Raw genomic sequence first — 18,376 nt, forward strand, 5'->3', positions numbered from 1 at the left:
GGCGAAGATCATCCGTGCCTGGATGATCTGGGTGGCTTTTTGGATGTGCTGACCCTGGCGCTCAATATGCTGATCCTTCCAAGGGGGATCGCGGTGCCCATGCTGCTGCCTGGCGCCATCATTCCGCCCGTGGCTATCGGCATCGACCTTGTTTGGCGACAACCGCGGGCGACCTGGTTGCAGGGGACAGCGCTGATAGCAGGCATGTTTCTTATCTTATTGTCGGTCGCGTTGGTGGGCGTACTCGCTGGTGGCGAGTTCTACGAACGGCATTTGAACGTCATGCTGTTCGTAGCCATTACAGCCATCATCATCTTCGGCATCCCGTTGGCCTGGACACTGACCATCGCCGCCTTGGCGCCGGGTCTCTATCTCATTTTTCAGCTGCTGAACCCGGCTATTGAACTCGGCAGTGCCGTGGCTGCGACGCAGTTCTTCGCCAGCGGTATTTTCGCAACGGTCGCCGCGCGCCGCATCATGACAATTCTCGCGCAGAAGACCTTCCTGTTTGAGCTTCGCGACAGACACAGGGTCGCCGAACTGGCGAACGCGAACGATCGGCTGGAACTCCTGGCGAGTACCGATCCGCTCACCGGCATCGCCAACCGGCGCTGGATGACGGAAAGGCTCGACCACCTGTGGGGCGGTGGCGGACGTTGCCCAGACGGTGCCGCGATGCTGATGTGCGACATCGACCACTTCAAGAAGCTGAACGATCACCATGGCCATGCCGAGGGCGATCGCTGTCTGGTCGAGGTCGCCCGGATTATCCAGGACAACGTCAGGCGCGATCGCGATCATGTGGCCCGCTACGGCGGCGAAGAGTTCCTCGTGCTGCTGCCCGGGGTGAATGAAGAAGAGGCCGTCTCTGTGGCAGAGCGAATCCGCAAGAGCGTTGAGGCCGCCGCTTTTTCCGAACCCTGGATCCCGCGTGTCGCGCTGCGTCCCCTAAGCATTGGAGTTGCGGCTCAAAGTGCTGATGGCGCCATCTCACCGGAGCAATTACAGCGTCAGGCGGATGCTGCGCTCTATCTTGCCAAGCAAACCGGCCGCAACCGAGTGCTACTCCATAAACCGGAATCAGCCGGGCGCAAACGTATCCAATCGACACGATGAAGCCATCGATTCGGAGGCGAGGTCGATCCCGCAGCGCCGGCTCGCAGTTGAGCGCGGACGCCACCCACGAACGGCCAGACGACATCGCTGACCGCCATCGTCTTGTCTGGCTGGTCTCAGCCGCGACGAGAGCGCGACAGCCGCCGTCGTCCAGCTGAAACCGCCGACTTCTTGATGTCACCCGCGTACGGCGAGCCGGTCGAGGACATCGCCCCGAGATCTATCCAAGCTTTCGCGAACAAGCTACTCGAGGAAGTCCTGACCGGCGAAACCGCGGATGAAACTCCGGTGCTGGTTGAGCGTGCCGAGTTCTTATCCGGTCGCTCCACCGGCCCGTCGTGGACAATCCCACCAAGGGCCTTTCGGCTGTCGAGATCGCCGGCTGTGTAGAGCGCATCCTTGTGCTCCCCAGATCGCGGTTTTGCGGCTGACGCTCGCCCCGGAGTTCCCGGTCTACCCGAAACAAGCGCCGACCGTGTCGCCATGAACAAGGGTGTCCATCACAAGGCCGAATCGAGGGTTGCCCAGAACCGAGCACCTGGTTCAAACGTTCTGGGACAAGCGATTGCCGACTGCAGAGCGTTGATCAAGCATGAACGATAGCAAGGAAAGTTCGAACGGCAACGATCGTTCTGGCGCGAGGGCGGCATTTCCATATGACCGCATGACGGTCGAGCGGTTTCGAAAGACCTTTCCTCGCGCCCGCTGGAACGATGATTTGAAGGCATGGTTCGTTCCAGGCAAAGCCGCCGCGCAGCGTTTCAATCGATGGCTCGAACGAGAGCTTTCGCAGACGCAAACGCATGCCCATCTCAAAGGCCGCGACGCCTTCATCTTTGATCCCATCGTCTCGAAGTATCTCCGGCGCCTTCATGATCATTTGGAAGTGGTTACGCCCTATTCCCGCACCCTCGTTGACGAAATGCGCGAGGTGCCGTTTGCCTCCTGGGATGGCGATCGCCGAGCGTGGACGGTCCCCTACCGATCATATGAAGTCCTGCGCCGGCACTGGAGCCGGATCGAGGAGGCGGCCAGGCGCAACGAACCAGAAGAGCGCAAGAAACGCCGAGAAGCTAATCGCGGGTCGGAAAGGAACGAGCCTCGCGTGCTCGCGCCAATGAACGCCGACGCCGACGCTATCCGTTAGATCCGGATAACCTGCCGCCCTTTGGTCGGCCCGTGATGACATCTGCATATGGCATCGTGGTCTTTGTCGGTTGCGATGGCGAGCCGGTCGATCCGGAGATCCTTCGTGCCTCTTACGCCGATATCCCAATCTCAGCATTTGGGGGCAATGGCGCCCCGCTACACTCGCCGAACTGGTGAAAACGTGGCCCTCGCGTCCCGGATCGAAGCTTGACCACCGGATTTGGAGGCAGCCCACGATCGACGAGTTGCGCGTGGCAAGAAAGGCGGCGGCCAGAATGGAGCGGCGGCGGTCCAGTATGGGCTGCTAGGTGCGACTGTTAAGGTCCTGCTCTATCTGGTGCGCCGATGCCATAATGTCATCGAAGCTCGGTGGAGTGCCGAAGATCATAGCCGTCGTATTGGCGTAGTCCGCGCAAGCGCATCGACCATGTTGGGCACCGGCTCGATCTATCGCGGCGGGTCACGGCACGGATCACGGCGCGGTAGTCCGGCACAGTGGCGCGGCCGGTCATAGAGACCGCGGTCGATCCGGCGAAGCTCTTGAGCAGCAGCCAGGCGCTGCAGGGTGTTGTCTACCGCGGCGCGCGTGTCGAGATCGGCAAAGTCGCCTGGGGTCCAGATCTCGTCGGGTTTGGACTCGATCCGTGCAAGCACGCGCGACCGGTGAACGCTGTCGGGCATGCCCGAAATATGCAACAAGTTTCGGACAAGCGCGGCACCGTCTGAAGCCTGCTGCAAGAACGCCGTCTGAATCGCTGACGGAATTCGACCCCTCAAAATCGGGCTACTCAAGCTCTATCCATGCCGGCGCATGATCGCTCGGCTTCTCCCACCCTCGGGTCTCAACATCTACCCCGGCATCGCCAAGCCTGGGCGACAACGAGGGACTGACCAGCAAATGGTCCATTCGCAGGCCAGAACTCTTGTCGTAGCCGCCGCCATAGGAGTGATTCCAATAAGTATAGACCCCCTTTTCGGGATGGATGCGCCTGACTGCATCTATCCAGCCGTCCTCAAGCATCTTGGCATAGGCCTGACGACTCTCGGGAAAGTAAACCGCATCGCCAATCCATCGTCGCGGCACCACGGCATCAATCGGAGTTGGAACGACATTGTAGTCTCCACACAGCACGGTCGGCGCTCCCGCTGCAAGCAGATCCTGGCCGTAGCTAATCAGGCGCTCGAACCAGCGCAGCTTGTAGTCGAACTTGGGACCGGGTGCGGGGTTTCAGTTTGGCAGGTAAAGACAGCCGACAACGAGCCCGCTAACGTCCGCCTCGATATAGCGGCTATGGCTGTCGTCCGGGTCGCCGGGAAGCCCGCGTCGGCGCTCGATGGGGTCTGCTCCGCGAGTTAGGATAGCGACACCGTTGTAAGATTTCTGGCCATGCCAGATCGCGCCGTATCCCGTCTCGCGGATCGCCTCCGATGTTTTGGAGTTCTTGAAGACAGACGACGTCATAGCGCGTGGCAATCCGGAACTCGCCTGATAGTTAGGATCTTTGGCTTCTGACAATCAGTCAGAGAAGCCAAAAGGAGCTTCGGCACGTCTGAAGGCATCAGCCAATATGCTACGCCCGATTGGCGGTTCTGAGCGAGACAAGCATGTAGCCCGATGACAAAGGCTACAGGATATGCCGATTGGAGTGTACACGGGAGCGATATTGCGGTCATAGTAAACCATTCGCTCGGAATGGCGTGCTTCGCATACTAAAGCCACAGCACGCGTCACTCGGGCGGACGCATAAGCTCCTCCGCCCGAACTCACCGTTCTTGCGATCGAAAAGAAGCGCTGACCGTCAGGCAACTCCAGCCATTGGGTCACGACAGTTCTTGGTGAAGTGAATACCTGATGCAAGCTCCACAAAGGGCATCCGCCTCCGTGCCGCGCAAATGGGAAATTGGCGCTATCTAGCCTCTTCGAAACGTTTCCGGCGTTATCGACGCGGATGAAGAAGAATGGTATGCGCTCTTGGCCGGGCTTTTGCAGTGTAGTCAGGCGATGAGCTGTCTGCTCGAAGCTTGTGTTGAATTGCCGGGAGATGGCTTCGACATCGTATCGCTTGCTTTCGGCTGCCTTCGCAAACTGCGCATAGGGCATAGAAACCGCGGCACCAAAGTACCCAGCTAACGCGCGATGAGCGAGGTGGCGGGCGTCCTCGCAAACGAGGTTTGCGCCCTCAACAGTCTTCTGAATTTCGTCGTTGACCTCCAGGTAGGCAAGCTGTTGGGCTAACTGAAAATTCTGGCTAGCTACATCGAGTCCGTCATCGAGCAGGATTTCTCTCCGGTGCCGATCGAGGCGCCGAACCGACCCCATCATGACGTCGTGCGGCAAGCGTCGCACACTCAACCCATGTCGATGCTTTAGAAACGCTACCAGTCCACCGGCATGATTGACTTCCAGAGCCTTTGTCTCAGCAGCTGAGTCTAGCTGAGGAAAGCAGTTTCGGTGTGCTGCCAAGAATACCCTAACAGAAGCAACTGGATCCGTTTGGCCGTCCACGTTGCCTCGGCTGCCTGCTAGCTGCTGCAGGTCCGCGAGAGCAAATTGTTCGCTCCTGTAAGCCGTGTACAGGCGGAGCATCGCGTCCGCAAAACCCGGAAAGTTACTCAAGAGATCAGCGATCTCGACCAGCGAGATTTCAATATCGGCGAATATGGGATCCTTCATTGTGGCTTTTAGCCGATCCACCAAGCTCGGATCCTTGTCCTCCATTAAGGTCGAGAGCTCTATTGTATAGGTCTTTGCCAGACGAATCAGCACCTCCGCAGTGACCGGTCGCTGATTTCTTTCCATCAGAGCAATGTACGATGGCGATATGCCTATTTCGGTGGCCATATTTGCCTGCGTCAGGCCTAGATCTTTGCGAAGCCGCCGTAACCGGGGGCCAAGGTATACACCGGATTTTTGCATCCCGAAGTTACAACATCACAAAGCGTTTTTGTAAAGTTGTTCCGTTAACAAATATTCATCCTTGGCTGGGTCTTCGATGTTATGGGCCATGCGCTGCTCTCCGGCGTCTGAATGTTTGGACCAAAGAGCCGTACCCCGCGACGCATCACGAAGTTGAAAGTGGTGGCGAAGCGCCCGGCAATTTGGGGTGGCCGAGGGCTGCCGAGAGGGTCGGGGCGAGTCTGCCGGCTTGGCCCTTGCAAGCAATCACGATGAAGCCATTTCCACCGCATCCATGATGCGCCCCCGGCCGTAACGCCTACCCCGAACGCCGCTTAGGTGGGACACGATTACAAACATTACATAGTTACCAACAACAGCTGTAAAGTCTTACAGCATGACAAAAACGGCCCTCTACAGAGCCCCCAATCCGAGCTAGCCTAGACAATGAAATCTTCATTAAAGGGCTTGCACGAACGATGTCGTACCTGAACACTCTCGAAGAAGCAGTCAGCGTAATTCGGGCCAATGCGAATTGGCGAGGCATATCGGAGGAAGCAGTCGCACGCATGCGGCTGCAGAACAGGTTTCGGACCGGCCTCGACGTCGCCAAGTACACCGCTGCTATCATGCGACAAGACATGGCCGCCTATGATCAAGATTCCAGCAAGTACACCCAATCTCTTGGTTGCTGGCATGGATTCATCGGGCAACAAAAGGTCATATCAATAAAGAAGCATTTCGGCTCAACCGATCGCCGCTATCTCTATTTGTCAGGCTGGATGGTAGCGGCGCTTCGTTCCGAGTTCGGGCCGCTGCCCGACCAGTCGATGCACGAGAAGACCAGCGTTCCTGCGTTGGTCGAGGAGCTCTATACATTCCTGCGTCAAGCCGATGCTCGCGAGCTTGGCATGATCTTCAGAGAAATCGACAAGGCAAGAGAACGCGGCGATGCAGCACACGAGCGCCGGCTGTTGGACTCAGTCGACAACTACCAAACCCACATCGTGCCCATCATTGCTGACATCGATGCTGGGTTTGGTAACGCGGAGGCCACCTATCTGCTGGCCAAGAAAATGATCGAAGCCGGGGCGTGTGCGCTCCAGATTGAGAACCAGGTATCCGACGAAAAGCAGTGCGGCCATCAGGACGGCAAGGTCACGGTTCCGCACGAGGATTTCGTCGCCAAGATCCGCGCTTGTCGGTATGCCTTCCTTGAACTTGGGGTCGACAATGGAATTATCGTCGCGCGCACCGACTCACTTGGCGCCGGTCTCACCAAGCAGATCGCGTTCAGTGCCGAGGAGGGCGACATCGGTGACCTCTACAACTCCTTCCTCGATTGCGAAGAAGTTGCCAATCGCGAGCTTTCAAACGGAGACGTCCTAATTGCCCGAGGCTCCAAGATCCTCCGGCCAAAGCGGCTCCGTTCCAACCTCTTCCGGTTCCGGGAAGGCACCGGTGCGGACAGGTGTGTCTTGGACTGCGTCACTGCCCTACAGAACGGCGCGGATCTTCTTTGGATCGAAACCGAAAAGCCGCACATCCAGCAGATCGCAAGCATGGTAGACCGCATTCGCCAGGTTATTCCCAACGCGAAGCTGATCTACAACAACTCACCATCTTTCAACTGGACGCTGAACTTTCGGCAGCAGGTTTTCGACGCTTGGCTCTCACAAGACAAGGAGGTTGCCAGCTATGATCGCACGAAGCTGATGAGCGCAGATTACGACAGCTCGGAGCTCGCGCTCGAAGCTGACGAAAAGATCCGCACTTTCCAACGCGACGCGGCCGCCAGTGCGGGCATTTTCCATCATCTGATCACCTTGCCGACCTACCACACAGCCGCGCTGTCGACCGACAATCTCGCCAAGGAATATTTCGGCGAACAGGGGATGTTGGGATACGTGGCCAACGTGCAGCGCCGCCAAATTCGTCAAGGAATTGCCTGCGTCAAACACCAGAACATGGCCGGCTCCGATTTGGGCGATGACCACAAGGAGTATTTCGCTGGTGAGGCGGCGCTGACGGCGGGCGGCATTCAAAACACCATGAATCAGTTCGTCGCGTGATTGCTTGAGAGCTAGTCGTTTAGGTGGGCGCTTCAGCTAGCGCTCGCGTAAGCCTTTCTCGTGCAACGGGCCATTATAAGCCTGGCTTCGGTGTCATGCGATCCCACCGTCCTCCGATTGAGAGTGCGACAATGGACTTGGGAACTACAGTCTTGGAGATGGGCGGGCGCCAGTGCGTACTTGACGTCCACCCGGGCACGACGGGTCCCCACGCGATAGACATAGGTAAGCTGTTTGATCAAACAGGCGCCTTTACCTACGATCCCGGCTTCACCTCGACGGCAAGCTGCGATTCGACGATCACCTTCATCGACGGCGATGCCGGCATTCTGCTGCATCGCGGCTATCCGATCGACCAGTTGGCCGAACACGGCGACTTCCTCGAAGTCTGCTATCTCCTGCTCTACGGCGAACTGCCGACCAAGGCGCAGAAGGACGATTTCGATTACCGTGTGACGCGCCACACTATGGTGCATGAGCAGATGTCGCGCTTCTTCACCGGCTTCCGCCGCGACGCGCACCCGATGGCGGTGATGTGTGGCATGGCCGGCGCGCTGTCGGCCTTCTATCATGACTCCACCGACATTTCCGATCCTTACCAGCGCATGGTCGCCTCGATGCGGCTGATCGCCAAGATGCCGACGATCGCCGCGATGGCCTACAAATACCATATCGGCCAGGCCTTCATTTACCCGAAGAACGAGTTGAACTTCGCCGCCAACTTCCTGCATATGTGCTTTGCGGTGCCGTGCGAGGAGTACAAGATCAATCCGGTGCTGGCGCGCGCCATGGAGCGCATCTTCATCCTGCACGCCGATCACGAGCAGAACGCCTCGACCTCTACCGTCCGTCTCGCCGGTTCGTCGGGCGCCAACCCGTTCGCCTGCATCGCGGCCGGTATCGCTTGCCTGTGGGGCCCCGCCCATGGCGGCGCCAATGAAGCGGCGCTGAACATGCTGGGCGAGATCGGGCATGTCGACCACATCCCGGAGTTCATCGCCCGCGCCAAGGACAAGAACGACCCGTTCCGGCTGATGGGCTTTGGCCACCGCGTCTACAAGAACTACGATCCGCGCGCCAAGATCATGCAGAAGACGGCGCATGAGGTGCTTGGCGAGCTCGGCATCAAGGACGATCCGCTGCTCGACATCGCCATGGAGCTGGAAAAGATCGCGCTGACCGATCCCTATTTCATCGAGAAGAAGCTCTACCCGAANGCTCGGCATCAAGGACGATCCGCTGCTCGACATCGCCATGGAGCTGGAAAAGATCGCGCTGACCGATCCCTATTTCATCGAGAAGAAGCTCTACCCGAATGTCGACTTCTATTCCGGCATCACGTTGAAGGCGCTGGGCTTCCCCACCACCATGTTTACAGTGTTGTTCGCGGTCGCCCACACCGTTGGCTGGATCGCGCAGTGGAAGGAGATGATCGAGGACCCGCACCAGAAGATCGGCCGTCCACGGCAGCTCTATACCGGCCCCAGAAGGCGCGAGTATGTTGCTATGCTGGACCGCATAGCAACCTAGGAGCTTGGGTCTTGTCATGGCGAAACACGACGACTGGTTCTTGAAGGAACACCTGGACCCGCTCGGAATAAGATGGGATGGCAGCAATGACAAAAAGATCGGCATAATCGGTGCGGGTCAAATGGGGGACGGTATCGCCCACGTATCGGCGCTGGCGGGCTACAAGGTGCTGGTTTACGATATATCGCCTGACCGGTCGAGAAAGGCATCGCCACCATCAGCGGCAACATGGCCCGCCAAGTGGGCTCCGGCACACTTGATGAGAAGCTGCGCAACCAGGCGATGGCGCGGATTGCCGCCGCGACGGCGATGGCCGATCTGGCCGGCGCCGATCTGGTGATCGAAGCGGCGACCGATGACGAGACGATCAAGCGCAAGATCTACGCCCAGCTCTGCCCGCAGCTCAATCCCGAAGCCATCCTGGCGACCAACACCTCATCGATCTCGATCACGCGGCTTGCCGCGCAGACGGACCGGCCCGAGCGCTTCATCGGCATACATTTCATGAACCCGGTGCCGTTGATGAAGCTGGTTGAGCTGGTGCGCGGCATCGCCACCGAGGATCAGACCTTCGAAGCGGCAAAGACCTATGTGAAGCAGCTCGACAAGACGATCACAGTTTCGGAGGATTTTCCGGCCTTCATCGTCAACCGCATCCTGCTGCCGATGATCAACGAAGCGATCTACACGCTCTATGAGGGCGTCGGCACCGTCGGTGCCATCGACACCGCCATGAAGCTCGGCGCCAACCACCCGATGGGGCCACTGCAGCTTGCCGACTTCATCGGCCTCGACATCTGCGTGTCGATCATGCAGGTGCTGCATGAGGGCCTATCGGATTCCAAATACCGCCCCTGTCCGCTGCTACTGAAGTATGTCGAGGCCGGCTGGCTCGGCCGCAAGACCGGCCGCGGCTTCTACGACTACCGTGGCGAGCATCCGGTTCCGACGCGCTGAAACTGTTTTGATTCACGGCTCCAGGAGCAAAATCCCATAAGGCCGGTTGAGTTGGCACTGCAATCTGAGTTTGCGCGGCTATCATGTGGATCGCGTTTAAGAAACACTGATCATCTTAGCACGCTGCCGGGTTCATTTATGCGCAACGTGCTGGCGCATGCCGGCAGGAGCGGGGGCGCCGGGTCCACGGCCTTCATCGCCATCGCGTTTGCCCAGGAGACGGCCGAGGCCGCAAGCGTGCAATGACGCGCCGTTGCTCATCAGATCCGGCCGAAGGTACCGAAGCTCGCCGCCATCATGGATGAAGCCGAACACGATGTGCTCGCCTACATGACCTTTCCGAAGGAGACAAGCTTCACTCCATCAATCGAGCGGCTCAACGGCGAGATTGAGCGGAGTACCGCGGCCGTCGGCATCTTTCCCAATGACGATGCCTTTGTCCGCCTCGTCGGCGCCTTGCTGCTCGGACAGAATGATGAACGGGCCGTGCCACGAGCGCGCTACATGACCCTTGAGACCATTAGTCAGATGAGCTGATGATCTACTCATCAGCCGGCCAGCCGTGGCGCGCTGATCATCCCGGCCGATGCCGGAGAGCAACGGGGATCAAGGGTCAGCTACGATCCTTCCTTGCGCAAAGTCTGGCCGTGGAACCGCGCTCTTTCCCAACCGGGAGCGATCTTCGCGGTCACTAATTGATCAGTGCTTACGCTACCCGAATGAATGCCGAATCTACCCGTTCGGGCGTTCCTCACAGGCAAAAAACGTTGCTTAAAGGTGTCACATGCAGCGTGCACTGGATGCGCAATGCACCGGCATAAAAATTTTATTCTACTAGGAATATCGGCAGACTCTTAGGTACTTCAGCAGGCCGCGAAGGCACGAAGATGATCACGCTCCTGGAACACACACACCGCTCTTACGAAGAACAGGGTGACGCCTTGGAGGAAAGCCGGCCAATTGGTTTCCGCGAGGATGCGAGAAGCCTCCTGTTTCGCCTGTTGCTGTCCGTCGTCAATGAGCGCGAGCCCGACATAGCGGAGGTGCTCAACGGGCTGGTCGATCTCCACACGCTTCCCAAAGAGCGGCGCATTGCCGCTTTGCAGGCTAGCGGAGTCTGGTTTCAGCTGCTCGCCATTGCCAACGAACTCAACGCAATGCGCTCACGCCGCGAGCTTGAGCAGGCCGGCGGCTCCGACGAGGTCGTCGGATCGTTTTCCAATGTCATCGGCCACATAGCCGCGCGCGGCTATTCGCCAGAAGCGGTGCAGGAGGTGCTGGACAGTCTTTGCGTTGGCCCGACCATGACGGCGCATCCCACCGAGGCCAAACGCGTCACGGTGCTCGAAATCCACCGCCGCATCTACCGCAAGCTGACCGAGCTGGAACAGCAAAGATGGGCGCCGCGCGAGCGCGAGTTGCTGATCCGCGATCTCAAGAGCGAGATCGAGATCTTGTGGATGACCGGCGAGCTGCGGCTAGAACGGCCGTCCGTCGAGCGCGAGATCGCCTGGGGGCTGCATTTCTTCCGTGAGGTGATCTTCGAGGCGACGCCACAGCTTTACGAGACGCTCGACGGAGCTTTGCGGCGTCACTATCCGCAGTATGATCTCAAGGCGCCGCCGTTCATGCGCTACGGTTCGTGGATCGGCGGCGACCGCGACGGCAATCCCTATGTGACGGCGAAGATTACGGCATTTGCCCTGTCTGAATGCCGCAATGCCGCGATCGAGTGGTATCAGGGACAGGTCCGGCGTCTGGTCACGGTGCTGAGCGCGAGCTCGAACGTTGTCGACATCCCAGAGGTCTTTGGGCCGGCGCTGGCGGTCGCGCTTGAAAAGAGCGGCGGGAGGCAAGAGATCGCGGCGAGGAATTCCGACGAGCCGCTTCGGCAGTTCGCCGCCGCCATGCTGCGCCGGCTCGAGGCGCTGCGCGGTCAGGGGAGCGGCGTTGCCTACCCGAACGAAGAGTCCTTCAGGAAGGATCTACTTTCGCTGTCGAACGTGCTCGATCGGATCGGGGGCAGCCTGATCGCCAAGCGGTTCGTTCAGCCGCTGCTGCGGCAGCTGGACAGCTTTGGCTTTCGCACCGTATCGCTCGATATCCGACAGAACTCGACGGTGGTGAACCGGGTCCTGGCCGAACTGTTTGCCGCGGTCGCCCCAGCACAATCGACGGCACCCCGCCCGGGAACCCCGCAATGGTCGGCGCGCATCCGCGAAGGCCTTCATGCCGGCGAACGGCTCGAGATAAAGCGTAACCAGCTTACCGAGGAGGCCCGCGAGCTCCTCGATCTGTTCGACGTGATTCGCGATGCCGCGGTGGGCACCGGCAGCACGTCGATTGGCGCCTTCATCCTGTCGATGACGCAGTCGCCCGAGGACATCCTGGCCGTCTATCTCGTCGCCCAGTATTGCGGTCTGGCAACCGCGCTCGACGGCTCGGGCACGATCAGGCTCAAAGTCGTGCCGCTTTTCGAAACGATCGGGGACTTGCGGGCCGCTCCCGAGATTATGGACCAGTTGCTCGGCACGTCGATTGTTCGCCGCTCGATACGCGATTTTGGTAACCGCCAGGAAATCATGCTCGGCTATTCGGATTCCAACAAGGATGGCGGATTCCTCGCCTCCAACTGGGAACTGAGCAAGGCGCAGAAGCGCCTCACCCGGACCGGCCAGAAAAACCAGATCAAGATCAGCTTTTTCCATGGTCGCGGTGGATCGGTCAGCCGTGGCGGCGCGCCGACCGGCAGGGCGATCGCGGCACAGCCGGCGCAAACGGTCGGTGGCGTCATGCGCGTGACCGAGCAGGGCGAGGTGGTGTCATCGAAATTCGCCAATCGCGGGACGGGCCTCTATCAACTTGAGATATTGGCGGCGAGCGTGCTTGCCCATAGCGTCAAGTCGGCCGACGAGGCCGAACTAAAGGACAATCCGGAGTTCGAAGAGGCGCTCGAGGCACTGACCGGCATGTCGCAGGCGTCTTACGCCAGCCTCATCAACGAGCCCGGCTTCATCGATTATTTCAACCAGGCAAGCCCGGTCGAGGAACTTGCACTGCTGAAAATCGGATCGCGCCCGCCGCGCCGGTTCGGCGCCAGCAGCATCGCCGATCTTCGCGCCATCCCATGGGTCTTCGCCTGGAGCCAGAACCGCCATCTGCTGACCGGATGGTATGGGATCGGCAGCGCGCTCAATTCCTTTGTGACAGTGCGCGGTGACCATGGCGCGGACCTGCTGAAGCAGATGTTCGAGCGCTCGCGCTTCTTCCGCCTCATCGTCGACGAGGTCGATAAGACGCTTTACCAGGCCGACATGGAGATCGGTCGCCTCTACGCTGGGCTTGTCAGCGAACCAGAAACCGGCGAGCGCATCCACAGGAAGATCGCCTCCGAGTATGAGCTGACGCGTCGGATGATTGGGGAGATCACCGGACGAGTCGATCTGTCGACCCGCTTCCCGGCATTCAAGCGTCACTTCGACCGCATTCGTCCGCAGATGGACGACATCCACCGGCTTCAGGTCCAACTGCTGCACGAGGTCCGAACACATAATGCTTCAACACCAAGTCCGAAGCGGGCAATCAATGCGCTTCTGCTGTCGATCAATTGCATATCCGCCGGCCTTGGATGGACCGGCTAGAAACTAGGGACGGCGCTGTCGCGCCTGAACAGGAGGGTCCTCATGAACGTTCCCACAAGACCGGGCCTCGGCAGCCTGGACCAGTTCTTCCACGCAGGCGTGGCCGAATCCGATCCGGCCGTCAGCGCGGCGATGAATCGCGAGTTGCACAGGCAGCGCGAGGAGATCGAATTGATCGCTTCGGAAAACATCGTCTCCAAGGCCGTGCTTGAGGCGCAAGGCTCGGTGCTGACGAACAAGTATGCCGAGGGCTATCCCGGCCGGCGCTACTACGGCGGCTGCCAGTATGTCGATGAGGTCGAAGACCTGGCACGCGATCGCGCCAAGGCGCTGTTCAACTGTTCCTATGCCAACGTCCAGCCCAATTCCGGCAGCCAGGCGAACCAGTCGGTGTTCATGGCGTTGATGCAGCCGGGCGACACGTTCATGGGGCTCAATCTCGCCGCTGGCGGGCACCTGACCCATGGCTCTCCGGTCAACCAGTCCGGCAAATGGTTCAATGTCGTCTCCTACGGCGTGAGGCCGCAAGACCAGCGGATCGACTATGACGAGGTCCGCGACCTTGCACTCAAGAACCGCCCGAAAGTCGTACTCGCCGGCGGCTCGGCCTATCCCCGCATCATCGACTTCCAGGTGTTTCGCGGCATCTGCGACGAGGTCGGCGCCAAGCTGTTCGTCGACATGGCGCATTTTGCCGGTCTCGTCGCCGGCGGCGTCCATCCCAATCCGCTCCAGCATGCGCATGTCGTGACCACCACCACGCACAAGACGCTTCGCGGGCCGCGCGGTGGCATGGTGCTATCCAACGACGAGGAGATTGGCAAGAAGATCAACTCATCGGTGTTTCCCGGCCTGCAGGGCGGACCGCTGATGCATGTCATCGCCGCCAAGGCGGTTGCATTCGGCGAGGCTCTCACGCCCGCGTTCAAGAGCTATGCGGCAAACGTCGTCGCCAACGCCAAGACGCTGGCGGCAACCATCGCGGCGAGCGGCGTCGACATCGTCTCGGGTGGAACCGACACGCATCTGATGCTTGTCGACCTGCGCCGCAAGCAGCTTACCGGAAAGGCCGTGGAGGCAGCACTTGGCCGCGCTCACATCACCTGCAACAAGAACGGCATTCCCTTCGATCCGCAAAGCCCCGCTATCACGTCGGGAGTCAGGTTGGGGACGCCCGCCTGCACGACACGCGGCTTTCTTGCCGAGGATTTCCGCCTGGTGGGCCAACTGACGATGAAGGTCGTCGACGGGCTATTGGCCAATGGAGAAGATGGCAACGCTGCCGTCGAGCGTGAGGTTCGCGATGAGGTGTGCGCGCTGGTACGCAAGTTCCCAATATACGAGTGATTTGGGTCGCGTGGGAAGCGCAAATTTAGCGCGGGAGTGTAGGATGCTGAGCATCGATATGCCGGGATTGATGATACGCCCATGTATGAAGTCAACAGAGTCAGGGTCATGATCGCTGGACAAAATCCGCTGTTTTTGGCTGCGCTCGGCGATATGATCCAGCGGGACGACCGTTTCGAACTTGTCCCGAGCATCAGACCGAGACATATCTGGAGGCGGCATCTGCCGCTTTCGTCGAGCTAGACTTAACAGATAGGCAAAGTCCAATCCACGTCAGCGTCACGGTTACAAGTGCGCTGAGCAAGGTGGTGATCGAGTGGAGGCCATCGTTTTCATGGAAAAGATTGATGTATGCTGTTTTCCGCATGGCGGCCGCTGCGAAGCATCGCAATTTCTGGCTCCGCTTCACGATGGGCACGCGCCGATCGGGCTGCACCTGGCATTTCAAGATGCTTTAGAGTTCTGTGACAAACGGGGCGCCGACGCGGACGAACCCAGGATCCAGGTCGATGGACGGCATTTGATGATCAGCTCCATCTTCTGTCGGATGAGTGATTGTACCGACCTGCTCCCAAGGCGAACGCTCGACGCGCTTTTCGCCATCCTGCGGCCGGCTGACAGGGTGTCGCTTGAAGGTGGTCGCCCGACATTTGCCGATGGTGCAAGGCTGATGCTTGCGCTCTGCTACGAACGCCGCGGGGTCGCAGCCGCGCCATAGGAGCGCCCCTCCGCCTCCACGACGGCCCCACACTCTATAGCCAGCTGGACACCTCGATAAACCTCGCATATCGGGAGCGCATTTTGATTCACTTCGCCTGGTGATTTGCTCGGAGGCGTTGGATGCGGGGAGGGGCGGGGTTCTGGGACATTGATGAGCCTTATGTGCGGCTGAGCGAGGCCGGCGATCCACTGGAGAAGCTGAACACGGTGGTGCCTTTTTTTCCGCAAGCCTTTGGCCAAGGCGCTGAAGCGGTCCGATGGCGCCAAAGGCGGCCGGCCGCCCTTCGATGCGGTGATAATGTTCAAGATCATGGTGCTGCAGGCGCTCTACAGTCTCTCGGACGATCAGGCCGAGTTTCAGATCCACGACCGGTTTTCCTTCATGCGGTTCCTCGGGCAGGGGCTCGGCGACAAGGTTCCCGACGCCAAAACGATCTGGTGTTTAGGGAACACCTTACGCAGGCTCGGGCGGCGGAGAGCCTGTTTGCCCGGTTCGACAAGCACCTCGGCAAGGCGGGCTATCTGGCGATGGGCGGCCAGATCGTCGATGCCACGATCGTGGCGGCGCCGAAGCAGCGCAACAGCGATGCCGAAAGGCCCGACATCAAGGCAGGAAAGGTGCCGGACGAGTGTCAGAAGAAGCCAGCCAAGCTGCGCCAGAAGGACCGGGACGCGCTGGACGGTGAAGTTCTCGAAGGCCAAGGCCGGCGAGGAGGGAAAGACGGAGCAGCGCGATATCGCCGTTCCCGCCTTCGGCTACAAGAACCATGCCTCGATCGATCGCCCCACGGCTTCATCCGCGGCTGGAACGACACCAACTGCTCGGCTTATGACGGGGCGCAGCTTCGAACCGTGCTGTACAAGAACACCATCGGCTCAAGGCCGGCCGATGAGCGAGGCGATGGCACGGGCCAATGGCCGACGCTCAAAAATCCGCGCTTCGCGCAGCACAAGTCTCGCAGGGGCCTGTTTTCGGGCGGACCATCGGTATCGCGCTGGCCAGACAAGGATCGACATGGCCAATCTCGCCTCCAATTTCACCCGCCATGTCTGGCACCAAGGGCGAACTGCCCCCGCATGCTAGCGCGGAAAACGCAGCCGCGATGCCGAAATCGCCACCAGCAATCGGCTCCAACGACCGAAACCGAACCCACCGGCGCACATCAGGCCGTTCGCAACGGCACTACCGGTCGTGGAAATGCCGGTAGTTCGAGGTGTCCAGCCACATATGATGCATGTCACCAAAGTCCTGATCGGTATTGGACATGCATGAAAACAAAGATTTAAAGCGCGCGACATGAATTTCATCGGACGCGACGCATTTTTGATAGTCCACCCCTTGCTGCTGCGCCGATCCGACACGGCAACGCCGCACTGACATCGATCGGAATATCAGCCGATGCCGTTGCGATGGGATCGGCTGTAGCCGGAGATTTATAGGGGCAACGCCATTAATGCATTGGCCGAGGCATCCCAATTGCCTCCGATCGGCACAGTCATGGTTTTGACATCGCCACGGCTGACATCGGCCACGCCCGCGCGCAAGCCTTCCGACGGGTAGGTCCAGCCTATCCGTTCGGTTTTTTCCTGCCTCCTCACTCTGGGGTTTTTCCGATGCCGAGCGGCGACATTTCCTATCCGGACAGGTGTTTTTCCGGTCTCTTTGAGAAGGTATTCCTCATGGGAAATCAGACAACGGTCCTGATCAGACATGGTCCTGACCCGGTCCCTTGCGTCGAACTGAGGAGAAGAAGTCATGGCTGGATACAATCACCTTTTCGTACCGGGGCCGACCAATGTTCCGGAATCGGTCCGGCAGGCGATGAACGTCTCCATGGAGGACATGCGCTCGCCGAGCTTCCCTGCATTCACCCTGCCGCTGTTCGAGGACATGAAGAAGGTCTTCAAGAATGAGACGGGCCGTGTGTTCATCTTCCCCTCGTCGGGAACCGGCGGCTGGGAATCGGCGATGACCAACGTGCTCAGCCCGGGCGACAAGGTATTGATGTCTCGCTTTGGCCAGTTCTCGCATCTGTGGATCGACATGGCCGAACGCTTCGGCATGCAGGTTGACGCCATCGATTGCGAATGGGGAACCGGCGTGCCGGTCGAGATATACGCCGAGCGGCTGCAGGCCGACAAGACGCACCAGATCAAGGCAGTGTTCTGCACGCACAACGAGACCGCGACCGGCGTCACCAGCGATGTCGCCGCCGTCCGCGCCGCGCTCGACGCCGCCGGTCACCCCGCACTGCTGTTTGTCGATGGCGTCTCGTCGATCGGCTCGATCGATTTCCGGCAGGAGGAATGGGGCGTCGACTGCGCTGTCAGCGGCTCGCAGAAAGGCTTCATGCTTCCCGCCGGACTGGGCTTCCTGTCCGTTAGCCAGAAGGCGCTTGCGGTGGCCAAGACCGCAAAGCACCATCGCTGTTATTTCTCCTTCGACGACATGATCAAGGCCAATGATACCGGCTACTTCCCTTACACGCCGGCAACCCAGTTGCTGCGCGGCCTGCGCGCCTCGCTCGACCTGATCGCCGGGGAGGGCCTCGAAAACATCTTTGCCCGCCATCACCGGCTTGCCGGCGGCGTGCGCAGGGCGGTCGATGCCTGGGGACTCCGCCTCTGCGCGAAGGAGCAGAAGTGGCAATCAGACACGGTCAGCGCTGTCCTGGTCCCTGACGGCATCGACAGCGCGGAGGTCGTTCGGCGGGCTTACCAAGCCTACAACACCTCACTTGGCGTCGGCCTCAGCAAGGTCGCCGGAAAAGTCTTCCGCATCGGCCATCTCGGCTGGCTGAACGACGTGATGGTGTGCGGGGCACTCTCAGCTGCCGAAATGGCGTTGCTCGACTGCGGCGTGAAGATCGCTGCCGGATCAGGTGTCGGCGCGGCGATCGAGCATTTCTGTCTTTCGAACAAAACCACGCTCGCCAAGGCGGCATGAC

The 18,376-nt window shown here is 59.7% G+C and carries 10 protein-coding genes and 6 pseudogenes; 13 read left to right on the forward strand and 3 right to left on the reverse strand.

The window, feature by feature from the left end:
* Positions 1 to 45 precede the first annotated feature (45 nt).
* The 3 genes and pseudogenes from ASD99_RS08465 to ASD99_RS33175 all read left to right on the forward strand — a co-directional run bounded on the left by ASD99_RS08465 (position 46) and on the right by ASD99_RS33175 (position 2,991).
* On the forward strand, positions 46 to 1,116 hold the full coding sequence (locus ASD99_RS08465; RefSeq protein ID WP_413813924.1) for a GGDEF domain-containing protein: 1,071 nt from the start codon (positions 46 to 48) through the stop codon (positions 1,114 to 1,116).
* A gap of 592 nt (positions 1,117 to 1,708) precedes the next feature.
* Positions 1,709 to 2,573, forward strand: a pseudogene (locus ASD99_RS08475) (hypothetical protein).
* A gap of 232 nt (positions 2,574 to 2,805) precedes the next feature.
* Positions 2,806 to 2,991 (forward strand): hypothetical protein, encoded by a 186-nt coding sequence (locus ASD99_RS33175; RefSeq protein WP_156388948.1) that lies wholly within the window; start codon positions 2,806 to 2,808, stop codon positions 2,989 to 2,991.
* Positions 2,992 to 3,049: 58 nt separating this feature from the next.
* Here ASD99_RS33175 and xth read toward each other — a convergent pair.
* Positions 3,050 to 3,734 (reverse strand): annotated as a pseudogene (xth, locus tag ASD99_RS31925) (exodeoxyribonuclease III); the annotation flags it as partial.
* Between the two features lie 47 nt (positions 3,735 to 3,781).
* Positions 3,782 to 5,182, reverse strand: a complete 1,401-nt coding sequence (locus ASD99_RS08490; RefSeq protein WP_057143307.1) for a helix-turn-helix domain-containing protein — start codon at positions 5,180 to 5,182, stop codon at positions 3,782 to 3,784.
* Between the two features lie 458 nt (positions 5,183 to 5,640).
* Here ASD99_RS08490 and ASD99_RS08495 point away from each other — a divergent pair, with 458 nt between their 5' ends.
* The 9 genes and pseudogenes from ASD99_RS08495 to ASD99_RS31935 all read left to right on the forward strand — a co-directional run bounded on the left by ASD99_RS08495 (position 5,641) and on the right by ASD99_RS31935 (position 16,512).
* On the forward strand, positions 5,641 to 7,233 hold the full coding sequence (locus ASD99_RS08495; RefSeq protein ID WP_057143308.1) for an isocitrate lyase: 1,593 nt from the start codon (positions 5,641 to 5,643) through the stop codon (positions 7,231 to 7,233).
* Between the two features lie 158 nt (positions 7,234 to 7,391).
* Positions 7,392 to 8,449: citrate synthase (gene gltA, locus ASD99_RS08500; protein WP_244497670.1), on the forward strand; the 1,058-nt coding region annotated here is incomplete at its 3' end.
* A 71-nt stretch (positions 8,450 to 8,520) separates the two neighbouring features.
* Positions 8,521 to 8,763, forward strand: a pseudogene (locus tag ASD99_RS34605) (citrate/2-methylcitrate synthase); the annotation flags it as partial.
* Positions 8,764 to 8,884: 121 nt separating this feature from the next.
* Positions 8,885 to 9,720 (forward strand): annotated as a pseudogene (locus ASD99_RS08505) (3-hydroxybutyryl-CoA dehydrogenase).
* A 121-nt stretch (positions 9,721 to 9,841) separates the two neighbouring features.
* A pseudogene (locus tag ASD99_RS31930) lies at positions 9,842 to 10,294 on the forward strand (transposase); the annotation flags it as partial.
* A 313-nt stretch (positions 10,295 to 10,607) separates the two neighbouring features.
* Entirely contained in the window at positions 10,608 to 13,361 is a 2,754-nt protein-coding gene (locus ASD99_RS08515) for a phosphoenolpyruvate carboxylase (RefSeq protein ID WP_244497664.1), read from the forward strand.
* A 42-nt stretch (positions 13,362 to 13,403) separates the two neighbouring features.
* Positions 13,404 to 14,708 (forward strand): serine hydroxymethyltransferase, encoded by a 1,305-nt coding sequence (gene glyA / locus ASD99_RS08520; protein WP_057143309.1) that lies wholly within the window; start codon positions 13,404 to 13,406, stop codon positions 14,706 to 14,708.
* A 334-nt stretch (positions 14,709 to 15,042) separates the two neighbouring features.
* On the forward strand, positions 15,043 to 15,426 hold the full coding sequence (locus ASD99_RS33180; RefSeq protein WP_156388949.1) for a hypothetical protein: 384 nt from the start codon (positions 15,043 to 15,045) through the stop codon (positions 15,424 to 15,426).
* 122 nt (positions 15,427 to 15,548) lie between these two features.
* Positions 15,549 to 16,512, forward strand: a pseudogene (locus ASD99_RS31935) (transposase).
* A 350-nt stretch (positions 16,513 to 16,862) separates the two neighbouring features.
* Here ASD99_RS31935 and ASD99_RS33185 read toward each other — a convergent pair.
* On the reverse strand, positions 16,863 to 17,141 hold the full coding sequence (locus ASD99_RS33185) for a hypothetical protein (RefSeq protein WP_156388950.1): 279 nt from the start codon (positions 17,139 to 17,141) through the stop codon (positions 16,863 to 16,865).
* Between the two features lie 43 nt (positions 17,142 to 17,184).
* Here ASD99_RS33185 and ASD99_RS08530 point away from each other — a divergent pair, with 43 nt between their 5' ends.
* A complete protein-coding gene (locus ASD99_RS08530; RefSeq protein ID WP_057143311.1) occupies positions 17,185 to 18,375 on the forward strand; it encodes an aminotransferase class V-fold PLP-dependent enzyme in 1,191 nt (396 codons plus the stop codon).
* Position 18,376 lies beyond the last annotated feature (1 nt).

It is taken from the genome of Mesorhizobium sp. Root695, assembly GCF_001428185.1.
Classification (GTDB): Bacteria; Pseudomonadota; Alphaproteobacteria; order Rhizobiales; family Rhizobiaceae; genus Mesorhizobium.

Bases quoted from the DNA above. Each gene is read 5' to 3' on its own strand.
- ASD99_RS33180 (WP_156388949.1), top strand. From the start codon at position 15,043: ATGGAAAAGATTGATGTATGCTGTTTTCCGCATGGCGGCCGCTGCGAA.
- ASD99_RS08495 (WP_057143308.1), top strand. From the start codon at position 5,641: ATGTCGTACCTGAACACTCTCGAAGAAGCAGTCAGCGTAATTCGGGCC.
- ASD99_RS33185 (WP_156388950.1), bottom strand. From the start codon at position 17,141: ATGTCTGATCAGGACCGTTGTCTGATTTCCCATGAGGAATACCTTCTC.
- ASD99_RS08490 (WP_057143307.1), bottom strand. From the start codon at position 5,182: ATGCAAAAATCCGGTGTATACCTTGGCCCCCGGTTACGGCGGCTTCGC.
- ASD99_RS08515 (WP_244497664.1), top strand. From the start codon at position 10,608: ATGATCACGCTCCTGGAACACACACACCGCTCTTACGAAGAACAGGGT.
- ASD99_RS08530 (WP_057143311.1), top strand. From the start codon at position 17,185: ATGGCTGGATACAATCACCTTTTCGTACCGGGGCCGACCAATGTTCCG.
- glyA (WP_057143309.1), top strand. From the start codon at position 13,404: ATGAACGTTCCCACAAGACCGGGCCTCGGCAGCCTGGACCAGTTCTTC.